We start from the raw sequence: 21918 nt of genomic DNA, 5'->3' as shown, positions 1-21918 counted from the left end.
AGCATCATTTAAATATAGATATATCATGGCTCATTTAACGATAGATGAAAGATTTAAAATATACGAAATGAATAAGAGTGGTTATAGCTCGCGATATATAGGGACAAAGATTGGCCGTGATAAAAGCACTATATGTTATGAACTCAAGAGAATGAGGCATAATTATAGACCAGATAGGGCTAACACACTTGCTTGCAGTTTAAGGCAAGGTAAGAGAAAAAGAAAATTAGATATTGATAATAATTTACGAGCAGAAATAATAAAGCAGTTAACACAGGGTATTTCACCAGATATAATTTCAGGTAGACGTAAACTATCACGAGATACTGTCAATATTTCTACAGAGAGTATATACCAGTTTATTTATACATCTCCTATAGCACAAAGGCAAAAATTATATTTATCTTTAGCAAGAAAAAGGAAAAATAGGTTGCATCATGGTACAAGAATCAGAAACAAAAGAATTACAATACCAAATCGAGTTTCCATTACTGAAAGACCAGAGATAAATAGAAAGATAGCAGCAATAGGTCATTTAGAAGGTGATTTAACTTTTAACAAAGGTAATCAAAGTCGTAATATAGGCGCTCTTGTGGATATCAGAACACAAAAAGTGTTTCTCACTTTAAACCGTTCAAAAAGAACACAAGATGTGATTGGTAACATGAATAAAAAACTTAAACAATTGTCGCATATAATCAAAAGCATAACGTTAGATAATGGCAAAGAATTTACCAATCATGAACAACTATTGCCAAAATCTGAACGAAAAGTATATTTTTGCAATCCTTATTCTCCATGGCAAAAACCATTGATAGAGAAGATTAACTCAATGGTGCACAGAGTATACTCTAAATCTTTAGATATAAAAAAATTAACAATAAAGCAATTACAAGAAATTGAGGATTTTTTAAATAATTTACCAAGAAAAGTGCTCGGTTATAAAACACCCAATGAGGTATGGGAAGAAAATATAAATCTGGCTTAATTTGTAGAAGTTAAGATTTGATCTTACAGACACTATAAATTTTGCCCCTGATTGTCAGTTAAATTTTGACTGTCAGATACATATTCAAGATACAAGATTTCATTATTCTTTTCAACAGCTAATTTCTTACTATCCTTAAAAGTTTGCATAGGAGTTTTTCCATAACAATATTTACCAGAATGAGGTCTTTCATTATTGAAATACTCTAGCCAGATATCAAGATCTAATTGTAGGTCATCAAGAGCTGTATAAATCTTTTTCCGCATAGCTGTATCAAAGAATTCTTGTTTCATGGTTTTATTAAAACGCTCACACATACCGTTTGTTTGAGGAGAATATGCTTTAGTAGTAGTATGCTCTATACCTTCGATACTTAGAAATAATTCAAAAGCATGATGCTCTATATTCCCCTTATATTCTGACCCACGATCTGTCAGAATACGAAGTATTGGTATCCCTTGAGTCTCATACCATGGTAACACTCGGTCATTAAGCATATCAGCAGCAGTTAAAGCTGTTTTATCAGTATATAGTTTAACATCAGCTACTCTGCTGTAGCTATCAATAAATACCTGAGAATAAACCTTACCTATACCCTTAAAGTTGCCTACATAATATGTATCTTGGCATCCTAGATACCCTGGATGCTGTGTCTCAATTTCTCCATGAGCTTCTTTTTCATTACGACGCTTCTCTAGCACTTGTAATTGTGCCTCAGTAAGCACAATACCATCTTGAGCCATTTTTGCTTCTAATGCTTTAAGTCTTTTACTGATGTTGTTTAAATCATTACGTAACCAAATTGATCTTACTCCCCCAGGTGATACAAGTACACCTGTCTTTTTAAGCTCATTTGATACTCTTAGCTGACCATATGCTGGATATTCTATTGCCATATCTAGTACTGCTTTCTCTACAGCAGGATCAACTCTATTCGCTATTATTGGCTTTCTTCGACTAATTTCATACAACGCTTCTTCGCCACCAGTTTCATACAGTTCTTTAAATCTGTAATAACTATCTCTACTATATCCCATCGCTTTACATGCTGATGATATACTACCAAGGCTCTTAGCTAATTCAAGTAAACCTAATTTTGGTTTTATTATTTTTTGATTTAAGTTCATTCTTTATCTCCATTTAATAATTAATTTATTTTACTAAATGTAAGATATAATCTCAACTATTACACTTAATTAATACTGGAATTTACCATCTATCCAATCAGCTCAAACTTTATTTTGGATATATGCAGCTCTAGTAGGCATGTCTTTATCGTACCTATTTCTTATTTACACTACTATCTCTATTGCTAGAACTTTCTTTATTTGTGCTGCTGTTTTTGGTATAATGAGCTTATATGGATATAGCACTAATAAGGATCTTACTTCTTGGGGTTCTTTCTTTGTAATGGGACTTGTTGGATTACTGCTTACTGCACTGGTTAACCTTTTCTTGCAAAGTCCTGCTGTGTATTTTGCTTCTTCTTTTCTAGGAGTAATCATCTTCATTGGGCTAATAGCTTGGGATACTCAAAAAATTAAATCTTTTTACTTCACTAATACTGACAATCATTTAGCACAAAAAATGTCTATTGTAGCTGCTTTTAACTTATATCTAGACTTTATTAACCTATTTTTATACCTTATTAGATTCCTAGGAGGATATAAGCGTCATGAATAATTACTTGAATTTTTCTATTCTAAAACTATATCTAGTTTAGATATATAATTATGTTACAATTCTATAAATTAACCTTATATGTTATATAGTCAAATTGAAGTAAAAGAAGGTAATTATGTTATACAACAATATTAAATTTTTAATAACTTGCATTACTGTTATTTTATTGGCTAATCCAACCATTGCGGCTGAGGATAAAAAAACATCAAATAGTAATCATTATACTAATACTATTTATTTACGTCATCCATTAGATTTTATTAATCGTCCTTTCTCTGCCTTTGATTATTACTGGAATAGCATATTTGATGATAGATTATCTATCTATGACTCAAGTTCTATAAAAAGTAAATTAATTACTCAAGATAAACAATATATCCTAGTCCTAGAAATACCAGGATATGATAAGGACAACATTAAACTTAAAGTAAATAATTATAAGCTTTTTATTGAAGCTAACATTGACGATACTAAAGCAAATAGTGCTACTGATCATTTAAATAAAAAATTTAATTATGTTATCTCTCTGTATGATGATATTGATCAAAATGCCATTTCTTCTAAGCTAAAAAATGGCATCTTGACCATTATTTTGCCTAGAATTGAACTCAAAGACCAAAATGGTAAGGAAATACCTGTGCAGTAAAGAGAATATAACAAGACTTACTCTATGTGTCGCATAATTCCCATGCATTCAGGGATCTTATGAAGTGATGCACTATAAAAACGTACCTTGACATCAAGGGTTTTTAAGCTTATTTATAATAACATAGCGTAAGTATTGTATAATTAAAACTTTTTTGATAATTGACTAACGAATATTAGAATTACCCTCAACGAACATTAAAATTACCTATAAAAAAGAAGTAACTATGGACAGTAAAATCGAATAAAAATTTATTTTTAAATATTTAAATATTATTCGAGAATTACTGATAACATGTACAAATAACCAAGTAGGTATTTTAATGCAAAAGATCAAAAAATATAATCAGATAATTTCTGCTGCAAAAGCAGGTATGAGTGTAAAAACGGCACGTAAGTATTTACGTATTAATAAGTATCCAAGCGAATTACGCACAATACGTAAATATAGGACACGTAAGGATCCATTTGTGAAGCACTGGGATGAAATAGAATCAATGCTAGAATCAGCACCGGAGTTGCAAGCAACTACCATATTAGCATATTTGACAGAAAAGTATCATGGGAATTATAATGGGAAGCAATTACGCTGTTTGCAGAAAAGGTTAAAACAATGGAGAGCTGCACATGGTAAGGATAAGACAGTAATCTTTTTACAAAATATTCTTCCTGGCAAACAGAGTCAGTCTGATTGGACCAATATGAATCAATTGGGTATTTGTATTGGTGGGCAACCATATCCTCACTTACTATTTCATTTTATGTTGCCTTATTCATGTTGGGAAACTTTTAGCATATGCCATAGTGAAAGTTTTGATATATTAGCATCAGGGTTTGAAAAAGCTGTATGGGAGTTAGGTGGAGTTTTACCAGAGCATCGTACAGATAATTTAAGTGCAGCTACCAAGCAATGTGGTAATAGTAGACAATTTACAGAAAGATGGCAAGAATTGCTTGGTTATTACAATTTTGCACCATCGCGAAATAATCCAGGCGTCAGTCATGAAAATGGTTCTGTTGAAAAAAGTCATGATACATTTAAGCAAGCAGTGAATCAACATCTGCTATTACGTGGATCACGTAATTTTGTTGATTTAAAAGCTTATGAATTATTCCTTACACAAATTAAAGAAAAGCGCAATAGCTGTAGAAAAGAAAAATTAGCTGAAGAATTAGTTCATTTACAAGAGTTACCAATCAGGAAATGGAATGCACCTACAATATTATCAGTACGTGTTAATCTGTAATAGTTGAGATTATATCTTACATTTAGTAAAATAAATTAATTATTAAATGGAGATAAAGAATGAACTTAAATCAAAAAATAATAAAACCAAAATTAGGTTTACTTGAATTAGCTAAGAGCCTTGGTAGTATATCATCAGCATGTAAAGCGATGGGATATAGTAGAGATAGTTATTACAGATTTAAAGAACTGTATGAAACTGGTGGCGAAGAAGCGTTGTATGAAATTAGTCGAAGAAAGCCAATAATAGCGAATAGAGTTGATCCTGCTGTAGAGAAAGCAGTACTAGATATGGCAATAGAATATCCAGCATATGGTCAGCTAAGAGTATCAAATGAGCTTAAAAAGACAGGTGTACTTGTATCACCTGGGGGAGTAAGATCAATTTGGTTACGTAATGATTTAAACAACATCAGTAAAAGACTTAAAGCATTAGAAGCAAAAATGGCTCAAGATGGTATTGTGCTTACTGAGGCACAATTACAAGTGCTAGAGAAGCGTCGTAATGAAAAAGAAGCTCATGGAGAAATTGAGACACAGCATCCAGGGTATCTAGGATGCCAAGATACATATTATGTAGGCAACTTTAAGGGTATAGGTAAGGTTTATTCTCAGGTATTTATTGATAGCTACAGCAGAGTAGCTGATGTTAAACTATATACTGATAAAACAGCTTTAACTGCTGCTGATATGCTTAATGACCGAGTGTTACCATGGTATGAGACTCAAGGGATACCAATACTTCGTATTCTGACAGATCGTGGGTCAGAATATAAGGGGAATATAGAGCATCATGCTTTTGAATTATTTCTAAGTATCGAAGGTATAGAGCATACTACTACTAAAGCATATTCTCCTCAAACAAACGGTATGTGTGAGCGTTTTAATAAAACCATGAAACAAGAATTCTTTGATACAGCTATGCGGAAAAAGATTTATACAGCTCTTGATGACCTACAATTAGATCTTGATATCTGGCTAGAGTATTTCAATAATGAAAGACCTCATTCTGGTAAATATTGTTATGGAAAAACTCCTATGCAAACTTTTAAGGATAGTAAGAAATTAGCTGTTGAAAAGAATAATGAAATCTTGTATCTTGAATATGTATCTGACAGTCAAAATTTAACTGACAATCAGGGGCAAAATTTATAGTGTCTGTAAGATCAAATCTTAACTTCTACACAAAAGATAGTCAAGATAAAATACAAAAGATTATTCTTGAATATCGTGAACAACATACTGATATATCAGATGCAGAATTAGTCACACTGTTTACACAAAGCTTAAAAGAATTTAATGGTACTAGTATAGTAATTAATAACTATTTAAAAGATCAAGACTTAAGTAATATAGGATATCCTATAAAGACTAATAAAACTCACTTACAACTTAATATGGCTAAACACTGGGCAGAGAGTCAAGAGGAGACGTTAGTTAGCCAAATAAATGATGGTAAATTTTATCATAAATTAACTAATACTATTGACCCTTGTGAGCTCCCAACTTTACAATCGCCAAGTGAACAGACATATTGGGGTAATGAGAATCCTTCTGTCAGTTCAGTATTGCTTGCGAGTCTTGCTGCCACTTGTAATAAAAAGCAAGACAGTATGGTTGGTGCGGCTACATCATTCTCTTGTCGTAATACTAGCTATCACTTACCGGATGACTTGATACCGTACTCTTATCCTTTCTCTTCTACACAGAGCATGATGCTGTTTGGAGATTATCAATATGGTGCTCAACGTGATTTTAAAAAGCAATTATTATTTGGTGCTGAAGATTGTTCGACATCTGTAGGTAAAGCAACATACCTTACTACCGAACAAGTTGAAAGTATAAGTACTATCACTATGAAGGCAGCATATTCTAACCCAGGCAATGAATATCATTATAATCCCGTTACTTTTTTAAGAGGTGATATCAAAGATGAACAATTAAAATTAATCCAACCTGGTGATATTTACCTTGTGCGAGGCCATACAGCTATTATTGCATCAAATCCTGATAATAAGAGTAATATTACTACTTTACAATTTAATAGAGATATAGACTCAGTAGAAAATAAAATATTAGGCGGTGGGACGTATGATTACAACCTACTTGATAAGGTGCATAGACTAAAGGATGGTATTTATATTTTGCGTCCTAATGTAGAACCGTTGCATGAATCTTGCTCGTTAAACGAGTTACTATATCGTATTGATCAAAAATATGCTACGCTTTTCCCTGGTGGTGCTGAGGACATACCGGGAGATTGTAGAATATTTTTTGAAGATAATGAATCTGCAGTGATCGGCGATATCAACGCAGACATCGCAACAACAGTTCTATCATGATTATAGCTCAAACCGTAAAGTCAATGATTATAGTAGAGATGCCTCTTTTTGAAAATTCAAGGACTAAGTAGAACAGAACCTATAAATTTTCTGCTCAAATTTCATTGGGTGTTTTATAACCAAAAATCTTGCTTGGCATGTTATTTAAAATCTCAGCAGGTGCTGTCTCACTAAGTGTGTAAATTTCTAGGATATGTTATATTAACAATAATATAATTTATCAGGAATAACATGAGTAACACTAACCAAGAGAAGATAAAACAAACAGTAGATTTGCTAGTAGATAAAGATACTGATTTAACGAGTTTTTTTGCCAAAGACGGGATGTTAAAGCAGTTAACAAAGAATATATTTGAAAGAGCCTTAAAAGCTGAGATGGATGAGCATCTTGGTTATAGCAAATATGGTAGGCTAGAGACTGAAAACAGCAGAAATGGTGTAGGCAAAAAAAGCCTCATTACTGAAGGGGGAGTATTGGAACTTGAAGTACCACGTGATAGAAATGCTGAATTTGCTCCTGTACTAGTACCAAAACGTCAGACTAGGATTGATGGATTAGATCAGAAGATATTATCCTTATATGCTAAAGGGATGAGCCTCTCTGACATTAAGATTCAGATTCATGAGCTATATGGTGCAGAGATCAGTGAAAGGGAAAGTTCTATGGTAAATTCCAGTATTAATTAAGCCAGATTTATATTTTCTTCCCATACCTCATTGGGTGTTTTATAACCGAGCACTTTTCTTGGTAAATTATTTAAAAAATCCTCAATTTCTTGTAATTGCTTTATTGTTAATTTTTTTATATCTAAAGATTTAGAGTATACTCTGTGCACCATTGAGTTAATCTTCTCTATCCATGGCTTTGTTGCATAAATAAGCTTTTGAATATACTGCCCCTAACCCCGCAATGCTAGCCTAGTCTATCCGCCAAAAACACTTCAAATCCTGATCATTTGTAATGGGATAGAGTTTTGACAACAAATTGCTAAGATTTTCAATAAAAATTAATAAGTTATGTTAATTTTTACTGATACATTTCTGTGTTGGTCTAATTTTGATATGGAGCTATTGTTAACGATTTTTTATCGTTCATCTAGTTTTTGCATGATGATATTTTTGATTTATGTGGAGTTAGACACGATTTGTAAATGATTTGCAATGCATCGTAAATTCAAACCAATAGCAGAGATTATTGGATTGATAATATCTCCTATCATACCTTTCAAGAAGTTTCTACCCATCCGACCATATTGCTTTAAGTGACCTATTATTGGTTCTATGGCACTGCGTCTCTTGATCATAGACTTGTCCTCTTGTAACAACTTCTTCCGCGTTTTTGGGGTATATACCTTACTCTTCTCCTTTACATTGCTACCACTATACCCAAGATCAACAAATGATTTCTTTATCTTGATTCCAGTGACACTCTCTACTGCTTCAAAGCTCTGATGCAATGTATGACCATCATAAGGATTATTATGAAACGATTTTGCGGATAAAACAAAATTTCTACGACCACTTACTACTACCGCTACTTTATTGCCAAACTCATATGGCTTGTTGCGTTTTCCCTTTCCTATACACTCTACTTCAGGGGCATGAAAACTATATAATACTTTGTTATCTTCTTTATATTGCTTTTTAGCTTCTCTTTTTAAAACAGATTGGTTATGTATTTGTTTTATTTTTTGCAATACTTCTTGATTTTTGAGAGACAAGTTTAATTGCTTATTTTTGATCTCACGCTCACATACTCTAATCAAACGACCCAGTAATATTTTTAAATGCTTCATTATTTTCCAACGCTTCTTGGCTTTACTATGTTCTTTATATTTCCATAGCTTTACTATATCGCGTTTATAGGTTCTAGCGTATGTTTCATTCAAATGTATACCCAAACTGTTGCAAAGCTTTACTATGCTAAGCCTAGCTTTATCCATTAAATAAACATCGTGTGGGTGTTTGATATTCTTAATTTGTACAGTCGTATCAGCGATGATTAATTCCAAATCTTTTTTTTTAATTGTGTTAGTTTTTATCCCAACCCTGATCAACTCCGATAATATCTCATTATATCCAGCTTCACCTAATACACTACGAAACCGTCGTATACTAGTTTCCGAGATAGCTATGTCTTTTTCTATATATTCCCACCCGCAGAAATACTGCCAATACATATTCTCTTTTAGCTCTTCCTCTGATAATGAATCTGAAAAATTATACATTGCTTGTAGCATCGTTATGCCAAGCATCACTCTATGACATTTTCTATTTCTACCAAATTTCTTAATACAAACATTTTTTGATAACCACTCTTCGAGCCTAGACCAATTTATTAATTCTCTTAATTTATATAGCTTATTATTTGGGTTTAATTCTTCTTTTAATTTATAACCAAACAGTTTCCCTTGTTCTTGCGATTTGATAATGTTGTCTATTGGCATTGACTGAAATCCATAAGGTTTATGACCATATTTTATCATTTTCTTACGGATTGTTGTATTACTTCTTGTCTTAAAACCATATTATCTATAAGGCTTGTAGAGTTTTGGCGGACGGACTAGCCTAGCCAACAGGCACAGAGATAGGTTTACCAATTTCAAACATTTTGTTTAATAAGTGGCATTTAATAGACATTTCTTTTGTCATATTTTGATCATGTCTTGATAGAAACTTACTACCAAAAGAAGTTTTAAATCGAAAGAACGTGTTCTCTACACGCTCCCTTCTACCATAATTATTCTTTACCCTCCATGCTTGGTATCCTTTGTTTTGTTGATATATAACAGCTGCATCTCTCTCAGTTTTATCCCTAAGCGATTGAACTTTTACTGAAGAGTTTGGGGGTCTAATAACTGGTTTTATCTTCTTCTTTCTCAACAATTGATATGTAGATTCACCGTCATACCCTCGATCTCCCAGAAAATCCTTGGCTCTGACATTAGCTATTAGTAGTCCAATCTGTGATCTATCATCTATAGTATGCTCTGTGGTACTATCGGCAAGTATCATACCTTGATCTTCTATAACGATATGTAGCTTTTTCCATATGCGACGCTTATATTGCTTACCATGCTTATTTTCTAGCCATTCGTTCCCTGTGTAGGCTTGTATCCCTGTACTATCCATTGAAATACAACTAAATTCTTTATCTTGATTTCCATGTAAATACCTAAGATCTAATGACTTCATACGCTTACTTAATGTTGTATAGTCTGGACATCTAATAGATAAACCCGATATTTCAAAGAGCCAGTTTATAAAGCCTTGGGTTTGGCGTAACTTAAGACCGAATAAGCATCTGATCTTCAAACACTGTAATATAGCGTGATCACTATAGCGTCTAGGTCTTCCTCGTTTCATTTCCTCTCTGTAATCAGCATACCAGCCAATCGCCAAATCACTGGCAATCATAAAATCTATGCGACCCCTATTGCGTAAAAAATTATTATATTCTGACCAATTCGTTATTTTATATTTAGAATACTTGCGTGATTTACTAAAAGGGGCTTTCTTCCGAGATCTCATATAATCTGGATTATTTTTTAATTCAGGACATCTTACCAGATTATCACCACTCTTGCTCTACAAATTTTATTTATGCAACAAAGCCATAGCTCGCGATATATAGCTAACGCGGAAAGGTTTTTACCATAGTTTTTGTATTTACTCACATATTCACCAGATCTAAATCCTATTAAACATTGCTGGACTAACTTTAAAAACTGTTTACGTAAAATTATTGATCAATGCCTAAGTTTTTCCTAATCTGTGGTAGAAACATTTCCGTGTTAGCTATATAGGGACAAAGATTGGCCGTGATAAAAGCACTATATGTTATGAACTCAAGAGAATGAGGCATAATTATAGACCAGATAGGGCTAACACACTTGCTTGCAGTTTAAGGCAAGGTAAGAGAAAAAGAAAATTAGATATTGATAATAATTTACGAGCAGAAATAATAAAGCAGTTAACACAGGGTATTTCACCAGATATAATTTCAGGTAGACGTAAACTATCACGAGATACTGTCAATATTTCTACAGAGAGTATATACCAGTTTATTTATACATCTCCTATAGCACAAAGGCAAAAATTATATTTATCTTTAGCAAGAAAAAGGAAAAATAGGTTGCATCATGGTACAAGAATCAGAAACAAAAGAATTACAATACCAAATCGAGTTTCCATTACTGAAAGACCAGAGATAAATAGAAAGATAGCAGCAATAGGTCATTTAGAAGGTGATTTAACTTTTAACAAAGGTAATCAAAGTCGTAATATAGGCGCTCTTGTGGATATCAGAACACAAAAAGTGTTTCTCACTTTAAACCGTTCAAAAAGAACACAAGATGTGATTGGTAACATGAATAAAAAACTTAAACAATTGTCGCATATAATCAAAAGCATAACGTTAGATAATGGCAAAGAATTTACCAATCATGAACAACTATTGCCAAAATCTGAACGAAAAGTATATTTTTGCAATCCTTATTCTCCATGGCAAAAACCATTGATAGAGAAGATTAACTCAATGGTGCACAGAGTATACTCTAAATCTTTAGATATAAAAAAATTAACAATAAAGCAATTACAAGAAATTGAGGATTTTTTAAATAATTTACCAAGAAAAGTGCTCGGTTATAAAACACCCAATGAGGTATGGGAAGAAAATATAAATCTGGCTTAATTAATACTGGAATTTACCTAAAGCCACCATTAGTTCTAATGTAAGTAATGTCACCACTCCAAACCTCATTCACATTAGGCACATACACTTGCTTTGTTGAGCCAGATTTAGTCCAATATTGATCAAGTAAGTAGCTATAGATCTTATGCTCACTATCGTTTCGAGAAGTAGATTTTTTCTTATGTGGAGTCTTTTGCAATGATTGTGTAAATTTTTGTTGAGCCTATATTAGAAGTAATTAAAAATATAGGTAACAGAAATGCAAATAGAGAAGAATAAAAAAATAAATGAAGCAATAGATTTGCTGATAGAAGGCGGAGTAGATTTAAAAACAGTACTAAGTCAGAATGGATTAATTAAGGAATTAACCAAGGGTATTTTAGAGCGAGCACTGCATGCTGAGATGTCAGAACATTTAGGTTATAGCAAGTATGATAGAGCTGAAACTGAGAATGCGAGGAATGGTAGTTTTAGTAAGAATCTGATTAGTGAGAATGGTACTATAGAGCTAAATGTTCCAAGAGACAGACAAGGTAAATTTGAACCTATAATAGTCTCAAAGAAACAAACAAGAATAGATGGCTTAGACCAAAAGATAATATCCTTATATGCGAAGGGTATGAGTGTGTCTGATATTAAAACACAATTGCAAGAATTATATGGAGCTGAGATCAGTGAGAGCCTAATCAGCAGGATTACAGATGAAGTAATAGATGAGGTCAAGATTTGGCAGAGTAGACCTCTTGAATCAGTATACCCTATAGTATATTTTGACTGTTTAGTAGTGAAAGTAAGACAAGATAAACTTATTATTAATAAATCAGTATATGTAGCTTTAGGAATAGATTTATCTGGCAGAAAGGATATTTTAGGCTTATGGATATAGCTAACGCGGAAAGGTTTTTACCATAGTTTTTGTATTTACTCACATATTCACCAGATCTAAATCCTATTAAACATTGCTGGACTAACTTTAAAAACTGTTTACGTAAAATTATTGATCAATGCCTAAGTTTTTCCTAATCTGTGGTAGAAACATTTCCGTGTTAGCTATAAGTGAGAATGAAGGAGCTAAATTTTGGCTTGGTAATTTTACTGAAATGAAGAATCGAGGAGTAAAAGATATCTTAATTGCTTGTAGTGATAATCTAACTGGTATGTCTGATGCTATTGCATCAGTATATCCGAAAACTGAACATCAAATTTGTATTGTCCATCAGATCAGGAATAGCCTCAAATATGTATCATATAAAGATAGAAAGCAATTAGCAGCGGATTTGAAACTAATCTATACTTCTGCTACTGAAAAAGAAGCAGAATTAGCTCTTGAGTCATTTGATCAAAAATGGAGTAAGCAATATCCGCATATAGCTAAATCTTGGTATAATAATTGGGATAATTTGATAATTTTCTTGCAATATCCAAAGGAGATTCGTAAGATTATTTACACTACAAATGCGATAGAATCGCTGAATAGCCAATTGAGAAAAGTTACTAAGAATAAACGCATCTTTCCAAATGATGACGCAGTATTTAAGGTTTTATATCTGACAATTGATTATATTACCAAAAAATGGTCTATGCCTATCCCCAATTGGAATGAAGCTATGGCTCATTTTATGATCAAATTTGATGGTAGAATTTAATGGTTCACGAAATTTACACAATTGATGAGACAGAGCCCTTATGTGGGTAAATAGCTTCTATACCCATCATCCTCATATATTTCAGTACTCGATCTTTACCGACAATAAAACCATCTTCTAGTAACTGTTGATGAATATAGCGATAACCAAATTCAGGATTATCTGTATATATTTCATCTATTCTATTTAAAATACTTAATTTATTTATACTCATCTCCTTGGATTTATAGTAGGCTGTAGATCGACTAATCTTTAATAGTTCACACTGTCTTGATTTTGAGAGTTGATTTAGCTTGGAGTGTACAAGACTCTTTTTATTTGATAAATCCAAGCTTTTGAGCTTTCCCACGGCCCAGTCCCTCTCAACTGTGATTCTACCAAGAGCTTTAGCAAGTTCATCATTTTGCTCTTGTAAATGATTTATTTGTTCTTGATATTCACTCAAAACTTTAGCTGGTTCAAAAGCTAATGCCGCATTACCTAAAAACTGTTTTTTCCAATTTTGAATTGTTTTAACACTTATTGCATATTTTGAAGCTAACTGACCAAGTGTCGACTCCTCTTTTAATGATGCTCCTCGCAGCAGAGCTACGAGGTATCTAAAAAAGTTTTAGTTGTTTCTTATGATATCACGAAGCAGAGCTTCGGGGAATTAAACCCTGAGAGATTAATTCTAATACTATCCCCGTTTTTTCTGAAGCACTGAAAATTTTTACTTTATTTTTCTTCATCTTTCCTCTTAAGTTTATTGCTATTTATTCTAACTTATTGCGGAAACACACTCCTTCATTTTTTTGTCCAATTTTTTCATGTATGGACCTCCTGTAGAATGCAAGAAAAAAATAACATCAATAATAAAAACAAACAAATGCAGTCATGTATCCGGCTTATAGCTGATAAATCAACCTAATTTATTCTACAGCCCTGATGGAATTCGCTGGCTTACAAACTATATACTTATCAGTCCATCGGCTTCTAAAAGAGCCACTGAAAAACGCAGTTTTTTTGTAAGCTAAGGTTTGTCTTATTTACCATCAATATTAATTATCTCAAGCATATTTCGGGTTGGAATCTCTTACATATTGTTTTGCTTTTACCTATTCATTATATAAATCACCATTTATTTTACTTATAAGTGCTATGCTACACACTCTTTAGCTACAAACTTTACTCTCTACATAATCATCTCCTGATCTTAGTACAGCAAACACCACTCTTGCCAACTTATTAGCTATGGCAACTGTCGTTTTATTATGGCTACTTCGCTCAGATAAATTAAACATCCATTTCGTAAATTGGCTAAAATCTTTTTTAGATTTCTGTTCTTCCGATGTAAATCTTATCTTGGCATTTAGTACAGCTCTAGCCCCTTGAATTAATAAAGTGCGTAAGTATACATCACCTCGCTTGCTAATTCCCAGCAGCTTATCCTTCCCACCACTTGAATGTTGTCTTGGCACTAATCCTAGCCATGCCGATAATTGCCTGCCATTCTCAAAACTTGTAGCATTACCTATTGATGCTATTAAAGCAGTAGCAGTAATTAAACCAAGACCAGGTATAGCTCTTAATCGTTGATATTGAGTTAGGTTACTTGCTATCATTGTTAATCGTTTTTCTATCTCTTTTATTTTTCTGTTATTATCTAAGAATTCTTCTTTTAGTTCACTAAATGTTTGATAACTTAACTGGCTTAATTTCCCTGCATCTAAAATCTCAATTAATTTTGTGATAACCTTATTAATGCCTTGAGGAACAATAAAACCAAACTCATGTAGTAGCCCCCTAATTTCATTAGCAAGTGCTGTACGATTTTTTACCAATCTCTCTCTTACCCTATGTATTGATAAAATTTCTTGTTGCTCTATAGTTTTAATTGCAACAAATCTCATATTAGGTCTTGTCACGGCTTCACATATCGCTTCAGCATCTGCTTGATCATTTTTATTAGTTTTAACATATGGTTTGACAAATTGCGGTGCCATTAGTTTTACTTCATGCCCTAATTTAGTTATTTCTCTTGCCCAATAACTAGAACCACCACAAGCTTCCATCCCTACTAAACATTGTGGTAAATTAGCCATAAATGTCAAAACCTGATCTCTCATCAATTTTTTCTTTAATACTGTCTTGCCATTTTTATCTACACCATGAATTTGAAAAATTCTTTTTGCAATATCTATACCAATTGTAGTAACCTCCATATGGACCTCCTTAATTGTTGTTTTAATATGTTAAATATTAACCCTAGAAGATTAGCAACTGCTTTTCATTCTCTATATCAGGAGGTCCATACCATTAGTCCATTATACCTTCTCTTGCACACATATAAACTTTCTGAGAAAACCTTCTTTACAGGTTAATCTGTAGTTGTATTACAGATGCATGTTCCTTATAGGATTTTTGAGTTCTATAATTGTAAGCTAATTGTAGCTTTACGTTTCTTCTTTGAGCAATTAACCCGGCTCCTACATTATATTTATTCCTAACAGCTCTTGGTAGTTTAACACGCACGTCTCCTTTTATCACTGCTCCTTGAGTAATACTTGCTATTAATATTTTACGATCGTTCGTTATTCTTCTCTCTAAACATGCATGCATGGTTGGGGTTAACTGCACAGATGAACCAAACTCAATAGGATTGAAGATTACCTTGATACCAAAGTCTGAGCTTAAGATTCTCTCATGCTTGTGATTTACAAGAATTGTTTGTTCTGCTTGCTTTTGTCCTTTATCAACTCCTCCACGTAAGTAGTTGTATCTCAGGCCTATTGTAGGTAATAACTGCATACCATTACTAAAGCTATGGCGGTAAGTTAGATTGCTCTCTAAGATGATATTATCGACATATAACTCCTTTTTATTCTCACCTACAATCTTAGATTTAATAGTGCTTGATGCTGCAGACCCTACTAACTGAAAATAGAAATTGCGTTGCAAACCATGCTGAGAATAGATGCTTAAAATATGCGAGTTAATACGGCTCTTGCCCTTTAAACTATTAAACTTCAGATTTGCCTTAGCATTGCTATAAGCAATACCCAAGATGCTACTGTCTCCTAACGCTATATCTCCGCCGATAGTCATAACTGCCATTCTGCTTTTATATGGCAAGTGATTACTGAAGTTTCCTTGCTTTGAGATAGAGTAACCAGCACTTGTCCATATTCCAGTACTGCCTTGCTTATTCTCATCCCCTGCTGCTATCGGCATAAAATCATCATTCAATAGTCTGTTCTTGATAATATTATGAGGCATGGCATAACTTGCACTTGCTACATCTATTATTGCCTTCAGATGATGCATTTCAACTGCAGCCTTCTTATTTATATTATGAATTTCATTGTTTAATGCTACTGGCTTTGTCTCATCTACACCTTCTGACAATCCTTCTGTGTTTATTACAGTATTAATAGATGTGGTGGGTGAATCCTTAGAGGAATCATCTATTGCCACTTCTTCACTGTCAGTTGTAGATATTCTATTTGTATCCTCGGTCTCTTCGGCAAACTCTTGATCTTCAAACTCCCAGTTTTCTATAATCTCATCAGATAAGTCGTTTTCTAGTACCAATAAATCTTCTGTGCTAGACTGATCTTTAGTCTCTATTAAATTAATATGCTCTAATGATCTTTTTTTTGCTCTAATATTTGAACAAGAACCCTCTACTAATTCATCAGCCATACTTAAGCATTTATGATTTTGTTGACTACTAGTCTCTTCTTTCAATACATTAGGATCAAATACTAATTTTCTCACGACATTTTTTGTATTCTCATCATTGTTCTTATCAGCACTTGCTAATTCATCCTTTAAATTACCCTCAAGCTTCTTGTCTGTTGGATTAAGAGTGGAAGTATATAATAAGTGATGTATATTTGGGTGTTCTATAATATATGAAGCACTACTTCGTGTATTATTATCTACTTCATAATAATCTGATGATGAGGGTGTATTGAATACTTGTACGTAATCAACATTATGCACTTGAGATATATCAGATATACTATGTGGTGATTCTGCTGTTGAATTAGGAGTGGAAGTTAATAAGCGACGTATGTTTGGGTCTTCTATAGTATATGAAGCACTACTTCGTATATTATTATCTACTTCATGATGATCTGATGATGAGGGTGTATTAGATACTTGTACGTGACCAACATCATGCACTTCAGATATAGTGTGAGTTAGACTATTAAGATTATGATTATCTGATACAGACGCCAAATCTGAATTGGAGCTTTGTGTAAGTGTTACTGGGGAATGGCGTTCTAATGGTAATGCAATACTAACCTCTTGTTGAGTATCAGAAGTGACATTATGATTATTACGGCGAACAGTGAGTTCGTATTCTATAGCTAACGCGGAAAGGTTTTTACCATAGTTTTTGTATTTACTCACATATTCACCAGATCTAAATCCTATTAAACATTGCTGGACTAACTTTAAAAACTGTTTACGTAAAATTATTGATCAATGCCTAAGTTTTTCCTAATCTGTGGTAGAAACATTCCCGTGTTAGCTATATATTCTTAAATTCATTCTGCAAAATATTAAGATTTTTATTATACTCTATTGAGATCTCATCCTGTTTTATAAGATAGTTAAGATTTTCATGTAATTGTGCTATCTGATCCTGATACTGTAATACTTTATCATAATTGTTCACACCATGTTCTTGTTCTTTTTGCAATAGTGTGCTTATTGCAGTAATATTATTCATGATATCCGTTGACTGAGTTTGTCTATTTTCACGTACGGTTGGACCTCCTATTTTTGCTCTTAGTTCCTTTATTTCATTCCTCTTGCTATAAAACGCTTCTCGTAAATTGTCATCACTTAACTCTTGATAATTTACAGCTATGCTAGCCTTTACGATTCCAATTGTCATCAATAGTATAACGATATATTTTATATATTGTTTTAACATAAGTTAACCATCACTATGTTTGGATTTGTCACATCTATTGCTAAGAGCCTGTCTTGAAAAACTATAGCTTAATGCGGTAAGGTAGTGACTTTTTTAAGAACATAGTAAACAGCATCATAGAATGTTTCAAAATCTCCTGCAACTTTCCTAATTTCATTCTTGATTTTAAACCAGTAATGCTCAATAGGATTTAAATCAGGAGAATAAGTTGGTAAAAATAAAATACTGCAACCAACAGATTCAATTAACGTTTTCACTTTTGTACTTTTATGAAAACTAAACAACCCTCAGCTATAAGCTGAGGGGTTATAAAGTGGAATCGATTAGAAATCGATCATCATTCACAGGTTCACCTTCCTGTTCATCAATATAGTGCTGTATCATTTCATCAGTTATATTACCTGAACTGACTGCCATATAGCCCCTAGCCCACAAATGATTGCCCCAAAATTGTTTTCGTAAATGAGTAAATTCTTGCAATAAAATTCTTGAGCTAATGCCTTTTAAATACTGTACTAACTTGCTAAGAGATATTTGCGGCTTATATGAGATAAACATATGTACGTGATCACATGATATTTTCCCTGAAATTATATGTACTTCATGTTCCATGCAAATCTGCCTCAGTAAATCTCTAGTCCTTTCCGATACTTTGCCTATCAATATTCTCTTCCTATATTTTGGTATCCATATAAGATGCACTTTTAAATCATACTGACTATGACTATTCTTTCTATAACTTCTCATATTTCTTGATATAAATTCATTGCTAAAGCAATTTCATTATATCTTCCCTTCGCCTAAAGGCGAGGGATTTTTGATCCCCGAAGGGGGACATTAATATTATCCATTACGACTATCTGACTAGGCTTTAATTCCTTGATCAATATCTCTTGTACATAAGTTTCAAAAATGTTCTTATTACATGTTCCATCAAATATTATTGGGGCAATCATATCTTTGACACACAGCCCAGCAATCATACTAATACGTGATTGATGTTGATAGACCTTTTCACCATAACATCTTTGACCGATAATGCTCCACCCGTGTTCTCTACAGCTATTATCTTCTATCCCAGACTCATCTATAAATACTAAATCTTGTTTATCTATAGTTTTTAGTTTCAATATAAACTCATTCCTTAGACCAATATCCCTTTTGGGATGAAGAAAAGTTTTTTTTATAACTATAACCTAATTTATTAAGCAATCTTGATATAGTACTTGCGGATACTTTTTGACTCCAGTTCTTAGCTAGCTCCATGGTGGTTTTATCAAAATTAAGTTCTATAAATTTTTTAAATCCCTCTATGTCTCTTAATTATTCTACGATGTCCTGTATGATAACCACTTTTTGCTTTGACATCGCCAGTTTGTTTCTTTACTTTTTTCCACTCTATTATAGTCTTCCTACTAATAGAGTATATCTCTGCAGTCTCTTTTATTCAGGAGTTTCGCACTTAGCAAAATTGTGTATTAGTTAGAAGCCATTTAATGTTGTTCTGAATTGATGTTTTTATAACTTCCCAAGTTTGTTGATATAAAGTAATGTTTTCATTTATCCTCCTTTTGTTCATATCAAGCCAGGCCAATACAGCAAGGCAAATATGATTTCTTTGAGCTCGACCCGTGCGTGCCTGACAGCATTCAATACCACAAGTTTGTTTCAATTCTCGATGATAAACTTCTATAGACCAACGCGCCTTAACAATTTTCTCTATTTGCTCACGTGTAGGATTCTCTAAATTAGTTGTTATGTAATCAATGCGACCATTTTTTGCCACAAACTTAAATACCGTAACCCAACCGTATCCACGTAGGTGAATTTTTAGCCCTTCATCGGGAATCTCTAAAGTTTCCAAGCTAACATTACGATTAACTTTTCTATTTTTTCTTAGGTTGGTAACCCATATCCAACCTAAATTACGTATATGTTTTAAATTATCCAAACCACTATACCAAGCATCCATAACTATAGCATCAGGCTTGATACCTCTTTCTTTAGCTAAAGTAAGCATATCACAAAAATGCTCGTTCTTTGTTTTACCATCAGTTTCTTTATCATATATTCTATAATCTACAGGAGTAGATTGATCAATTTGAGTATTGTAATGCAGTAAGTTTACCATTCCTATACCAGGTATAACATCATGTACAGCCCCAGAATATTGATAATTTACAAGCTCGATCCTCTTACTGTATTGCTTTGACAATAAGGTGTCATCTCCCACTAATAAACAAGGATCTTCCAGATCAATATATTTTGACACTTTGCTATAGATTTCGCTAGGGCGAAAATCCTTACTCTTTAACCATCGACTTGCAATATCGTGCGATAGATCTAATGGACTTACTTCAGATAATGCTTTGCTAGTATATCTTACACTACTTGCTTGTAAGAATGATTTATATAAATCTTTGCTACATTTTGATCTTGTCATTTTTATCTAAAACTATTTTTCTCTAGATTAGCATATTATTTGCTAAGTGCGAAACTCCTGTTATTGTTTTACCATCTGTTAAACTTTTTATTACTCGTATTCTTAAATCGATAGTGGACTAATGGTATGGACCTCCTGATATAGAGAATGAAAAGCAGTTGCTAATCTTCTAGGGTTAATATTTAACATATTAAAACAACAATTAAGGAGGTCCATATGGAGGTTACTACAATTGGTATAGATATTGCAAAAAGAATTTTTCAAATTCATGGTGTAGATAAAAATGGCAAGACAGTATTAAAGAAAAAATTGATGAGAGATCAGGTTTTGACATTTATGGCTAATTTACCACAATGTTTAGTAGGGATGGAAGCTTGTGGTGGTTCTAGTTATTGGGCAAGAGAAATAACTAAATTAGGGCATGAAGTAAAACTAATGGCACCGCAATTTGTCAAACCATATGTTAAAACTAATAAAAATGATCAAGCAGATGCTGAAGCGATATGTGAAGCCGTGACAAGACCTAATATGAGATTTGTTGCAATTAAAACTATAGAGCAACAAGAAATTTTATCAATACATAGGGTAAGAGAGAGATTGGTAAAAAATCGTACAGCACTTGCTAATGAAATTAGGGGGCTACTACATGAGTTTGGTTTTATTGTTCCTCAAGGCATTAATAAGGTTATCACAAAATTAATTGAGATTTTAGATGCAGGGAAATTAAGCCAGTTAAGTTATCAAACATTTAGTGAACTAAAAGAAGAATTCTTAGATAATAACAGAAAAATAAAAGAGATAGAAAAACGATTAACAATGATAGCAAGTAACCTAACTCAATATCAACGATTAAGAGCTATACCTGGTCTTGGTTTAATTACTGCTACTGCTTTAATAGCATCAATAGGTAATGCTACAAGTTTTGAGAATGGCAGGCAATTATCGGCATGGCTAGGATTAGTGCCAAGACAACATTCAAGTGGTGGGAAGGATAAGCTGCTGGGAATTAGCAAGCGAGGTGATGTATACTTACGCACTTTATTAATTCAAGGGGCTAGAGCTGTACTAAATGCCAAGATAAGATTTACATCGGAAGAACAGAAATCTAAAAAAGATTTTAGCCAATTTACGAAATGGATGTTTAATTTATCTGAGCGAAGTAGCCATAATAAAACGACAGTTGCCATAGCTAATAAGTTGGCAAGAGTGGTGTTTGCTGTACTAAGATCAGGAGATGATTATGTAGAGAGTAAAGTTTGTAGCTAAAGAGTGTGTAGCATAGCACTTATAAGTAAAATAAAT

The 21918-nt window shown here is 33.0% G+C and carries 18 protein-coding genes and 6 pseudogenes; 11 read left to right on the top strand and 13 right to left on the bottom strand.

Annotated features, from left to right (window positions below; translation table 11 throughout):
* The first annotated feature begins 25 nt into the window (after positions 1-25).
* Complete coding sequence (locus AAHI98_RS16405; protein ID WP_342224646.1) at positions 26-988, top strand: IS30 family transposase; 963 nt, start codon at positions 26-28, stop codon at positions 986-988.
* 32 nt (positions 989-1020) lie between these two features.
* On the opposite strand, the gene AAHI98_RS16400 is transcribed toward AAHI98_RS16405, so the two are convergent.
* Positions 1021-2115: an IS481 family transposase gene (locus tag AAHI98_RS16400; protein ID WP_342224693.1), complete on the bottom strand. Its 1095-nt coding sequence runs from the start codon at positions 2113-2115 to the stop codon at positions 1021-1023.
* A 100-nt stretch (positions 2116-2215) separates the two neighbouring features.
* On the opposite strand from AAHI98_RS16400, the pseudogene AAHI98_RS16395 reads away from it, so the two are divergent.
* The 6 genes and pseudogenes from AAHI98_RS16395 to AAHI98_RS16370 all read left to right on the top strand — a co-directional run.
* A pseudogene (locus tag AAHI98_RS16395) lies at positions 2216-2671 on the top strand (Bax inhibitor-1/YccA family protein); the annotation flags it as partial.
* A 115-nt stretch (positions 2672-2786) separates the two neighbouring features.
* Positions 2787-3317: an Hsp20/alpha crystallin family protein gene (locus tag AAHI98_RS16390; RefSeq protein ID WP_342225551.1), complete on the top strand. Its 531-nt coding sequence runs from the start codon at positions 2787-2789 to the stop codon at positions 3315-3317.
* A gap of 322 nt (positions 3318-3639) precedes the next feature.
* Positions 3640-4563 carry an IS21 family transposase gene (istA, locus tag AAHI98_RS16385; protein WP_342225978.1) on the top strand — a complete coding sequence of 308 codons (924 nt, stop codon included), beginning with the start codon at positions 3640-3642 and terminating at the stop codon, positions 4561-4563.
* 59 nt (positions 4564-4622) lie between these two features.
* Positions 4623-5717: an IS481 family transposase gene (locus AAHI98_RS16380; RefSeq protein ID WP_342224693.1), complete on the top strand. Its 1095-nt coding sequence runs from the start codon at positions 4623-4625 to the stop codon at positions 5715-5717.
* Positions 5717-6904: an RP439 family protein gene (locus AAHI98_RS16375; protein WP_342225979.1), complete on the top strand. Its 1188-nt coding sequence runs from the start codon at positions 5717-5719 to the stop codon at positions 6902-6904. The genes AAHI98_RS16380 and AAHI98_RS16375 overlap by 1 nt, the downstream gene beginning before the upstream one ends.
* A 231-nt stretch (positions 6905-7135) precedes the next feature.
* Positions 7136-7591 carry a transposase gene (locus tag AAHI98_RS16370; protein WP_342225980.1) on the top strand — a complete coding sequence of 152 codons (456 nt, stop codon included), beginning with the start codon at positions 7136-7138 and terminating at the stop codon, positions 7589-7591.
* Here the strand turns inward: AAHI98_RS16370 and AAHI98_RS16365 are convergent.
* From AAHI98_RS16365 to AAHI98_RS16355, 3 genes and pseudogenes are all read right to left on the bottom strand, one after another.
* Positions 7588-7770 (bottom strand): annotated as a pseudogene (locus AAHI98_RS16365) (IS30 family transposase); the annotation flags it as partial. The gene AAHI98_RS16370 and the pseudogene AAHI98_RS16365 overlap by 4 nt on opposite strands.
* A 258-nt stretch (positions 7771-8028) precedes the next feature.
* Positions 8029-9390, bottom strand: coding sequence for an IS5 family transposase (locus tag AAHI98_RS16360; protein WP_342224717.1), 1362 nt, complete (start codon positions 9388-9390; stop codon positions 8029-8031).
* A gap of 82 nt (positions 9391-9472) precedes the next feature.
* The gene (locus AAHI98_RS16355) at positions 9473-10435 is read right to left on the bottom strand and encodes an IS5 family transposase (RefSeq protein ID WP_342224734.1); all 963 of its coding nucleotides are present in this window, start codon (positions 10433-10435) and stop codon (positions 9473-9475) included.
* A gap of 268 nt (positions 10436-10703) precedes the next feature.
* On the opposite strand from AAHI98_RS16355, the pseudogene AAHI98_RS16350 reads away from it, so the two are divergent.
* Positions 10704-11597: pseudogene (locus AAHI98_RS16350) on the top strand (IS30 family transposase); the annotation flags it as partial.
* 13 nt (positions 11598-11610) lie between these two features.
* Here the strand turns inward: AAHI98_RS16350 and AAHI98_RS16345 are convergent.
* Positions 11611-11796, bottom strand: a complete 186-nt coding sequence (locus AAHI98_RS16345) for a hypothetical protein (RefSeq protein ID WP_342225046.1) — start codon at positions 11794-11796, stop codon at positions 11611-11613.
* Positions 11797-11856: 60 nt separating this feature from the next.
* Between AAHI98_RS16345 and AAHI98_RS16340 the strand changes: the two are divergent.
* Together AAHI98_RS16340 and AAHI98_RS16335 are read left to right on the top strand one after the other, a co-directional pair.
* A pseudogene (locus AAHI98_RS16340) lies at positions 11857-12477 on the top strand (IS256 family transposase); the annotation flags it as partial.
* Positions 12478-12643: 166 nt separating this feature from the next.
* A pseudogene (locus AAHI98_RS16335) lies at positions 12644-13243 on the top strand (IS256 family transposase); the annotation flags it as partial.
* A 13-nt stretch (positions 13244-13256) separates the two neighbouring features.
* Here the strand turns inward: AAHI98_RS16335 and AAHI98_RS16330 are convergent.
* From AAHI98_RS16330 to AAHI98_RS16295, 8 genes and pseudogenes are all read right to left on the bottom strand, one after another.
* A complete protein-coding gene (locus AAHI98_RS16330; RefSeq protein WP_342225043.1) occupies positions 13257-13688 on the bottom strand; it encodes an IS3 family transposase in 432 nt (143 codons plus the stop codon).
* 709 nt (positions 13689-14397) lie between these two features.
* Complete coding sequence (locus tag AAHI98_RS16325; RefSeq protein WP_342224642.1) at positions 14398-15447, bottom strand: IS110 family RNA-guided transposase; 1050 nt, start codon at positions 15445-15447, stop codon at positions 14398-14400.
* Positions 15448-15595: 148 nt separating this feature from the next.
* Positions 15596-17644, bottom strand: a complete 2049-nt coding sequence (locus tag AAHI98_RS16320; protein ID WP_342226498.1) for an autotransporter outer membrane beta-barrel domain-containing protein — start codon at positions 17642-17644, stop codon at positions 15596-15598.
* A 121-nt stretch (positions 17645-17765) separates the two neighbouring features.
* Positions 17766-18173, bottom strand: coding sequence for a hypothetical protein (locus tag AAHI98_RS16315; RefSeq protein WP_342226497.1), 408 nt, complete (start codon positions 18171-18173; stop codon positions 17766-17768).
* Positions 18174-18241: 68 nt separating this feature from the next.
* Positions 18242-18451 (bottom strand): annotated as a pseudogene (locus AAHI98_RS16310) (transposase); the annotation flags it as partial.
* Positions 18452-18479: 28 nt separating this feature from the next.
* Entirely contained in the window at positions 18480-18920 is a 441-nt protein-coding gene (tnpA, locus tag AAHI98_RS16305; protein WP_095568239.1) for an IS200/IS605 family transposase, read from the bottom strand.
* 53 nt (positions 18921-18973) lie between these two features.
* A complete protein-coding gene (locus AAHI98_RS16300; protein ID WP_342225041.1) occupies positions 18974-19303 on the bottom strand; it encodes a transposase in 330 nt (109 codons plus the stop codon).
* A 332-nt stretch (positions 19304-19635) separates the two neighbouring features.
* A complete protein-coding gene (locus tag AAHI98_RS16295) occupies positions 19636-20616 on the bottom strand; it encodes an IS701 family transposase (RefSeq protein ID WP_342225040.1) in 981 nt (326 codons plus the stop codon).
* Between the two features lie 216 nt (positions 20617-20832).
* Between AAHI98_RS16295 and AAHI98_RS16290 the strand changes: the two genes are divergently transcribed.
* Positions 20833-21882 carry an IS110 family RNA-guided transposase gene (locus tag AAHI98_RS16290; RefSeq protein ID WP_342224642.1) on the top strand — a complete coding sequence of 350 codons (1050 nt, stop codon included), beginning with the start codon at positions 20833-20835 and terminating at the stop codon, positions 21880-21882.
* The last annotated feature ends 36 nt before the right edge of the window (positions 21883-21918 follow it).

This window comes from Rickettsia endosymbiont of Urophora cardui, assembly GCF_964030725.1.
Lineage (GTDB): Bacteria > Pseudomonadota > Alphaproteobacteria > Rickettsiales > Rickettsiaceae > Rickettsia.
This window is presented reverse-complemented; position numbering and strand designations above follow the sequence as displayed.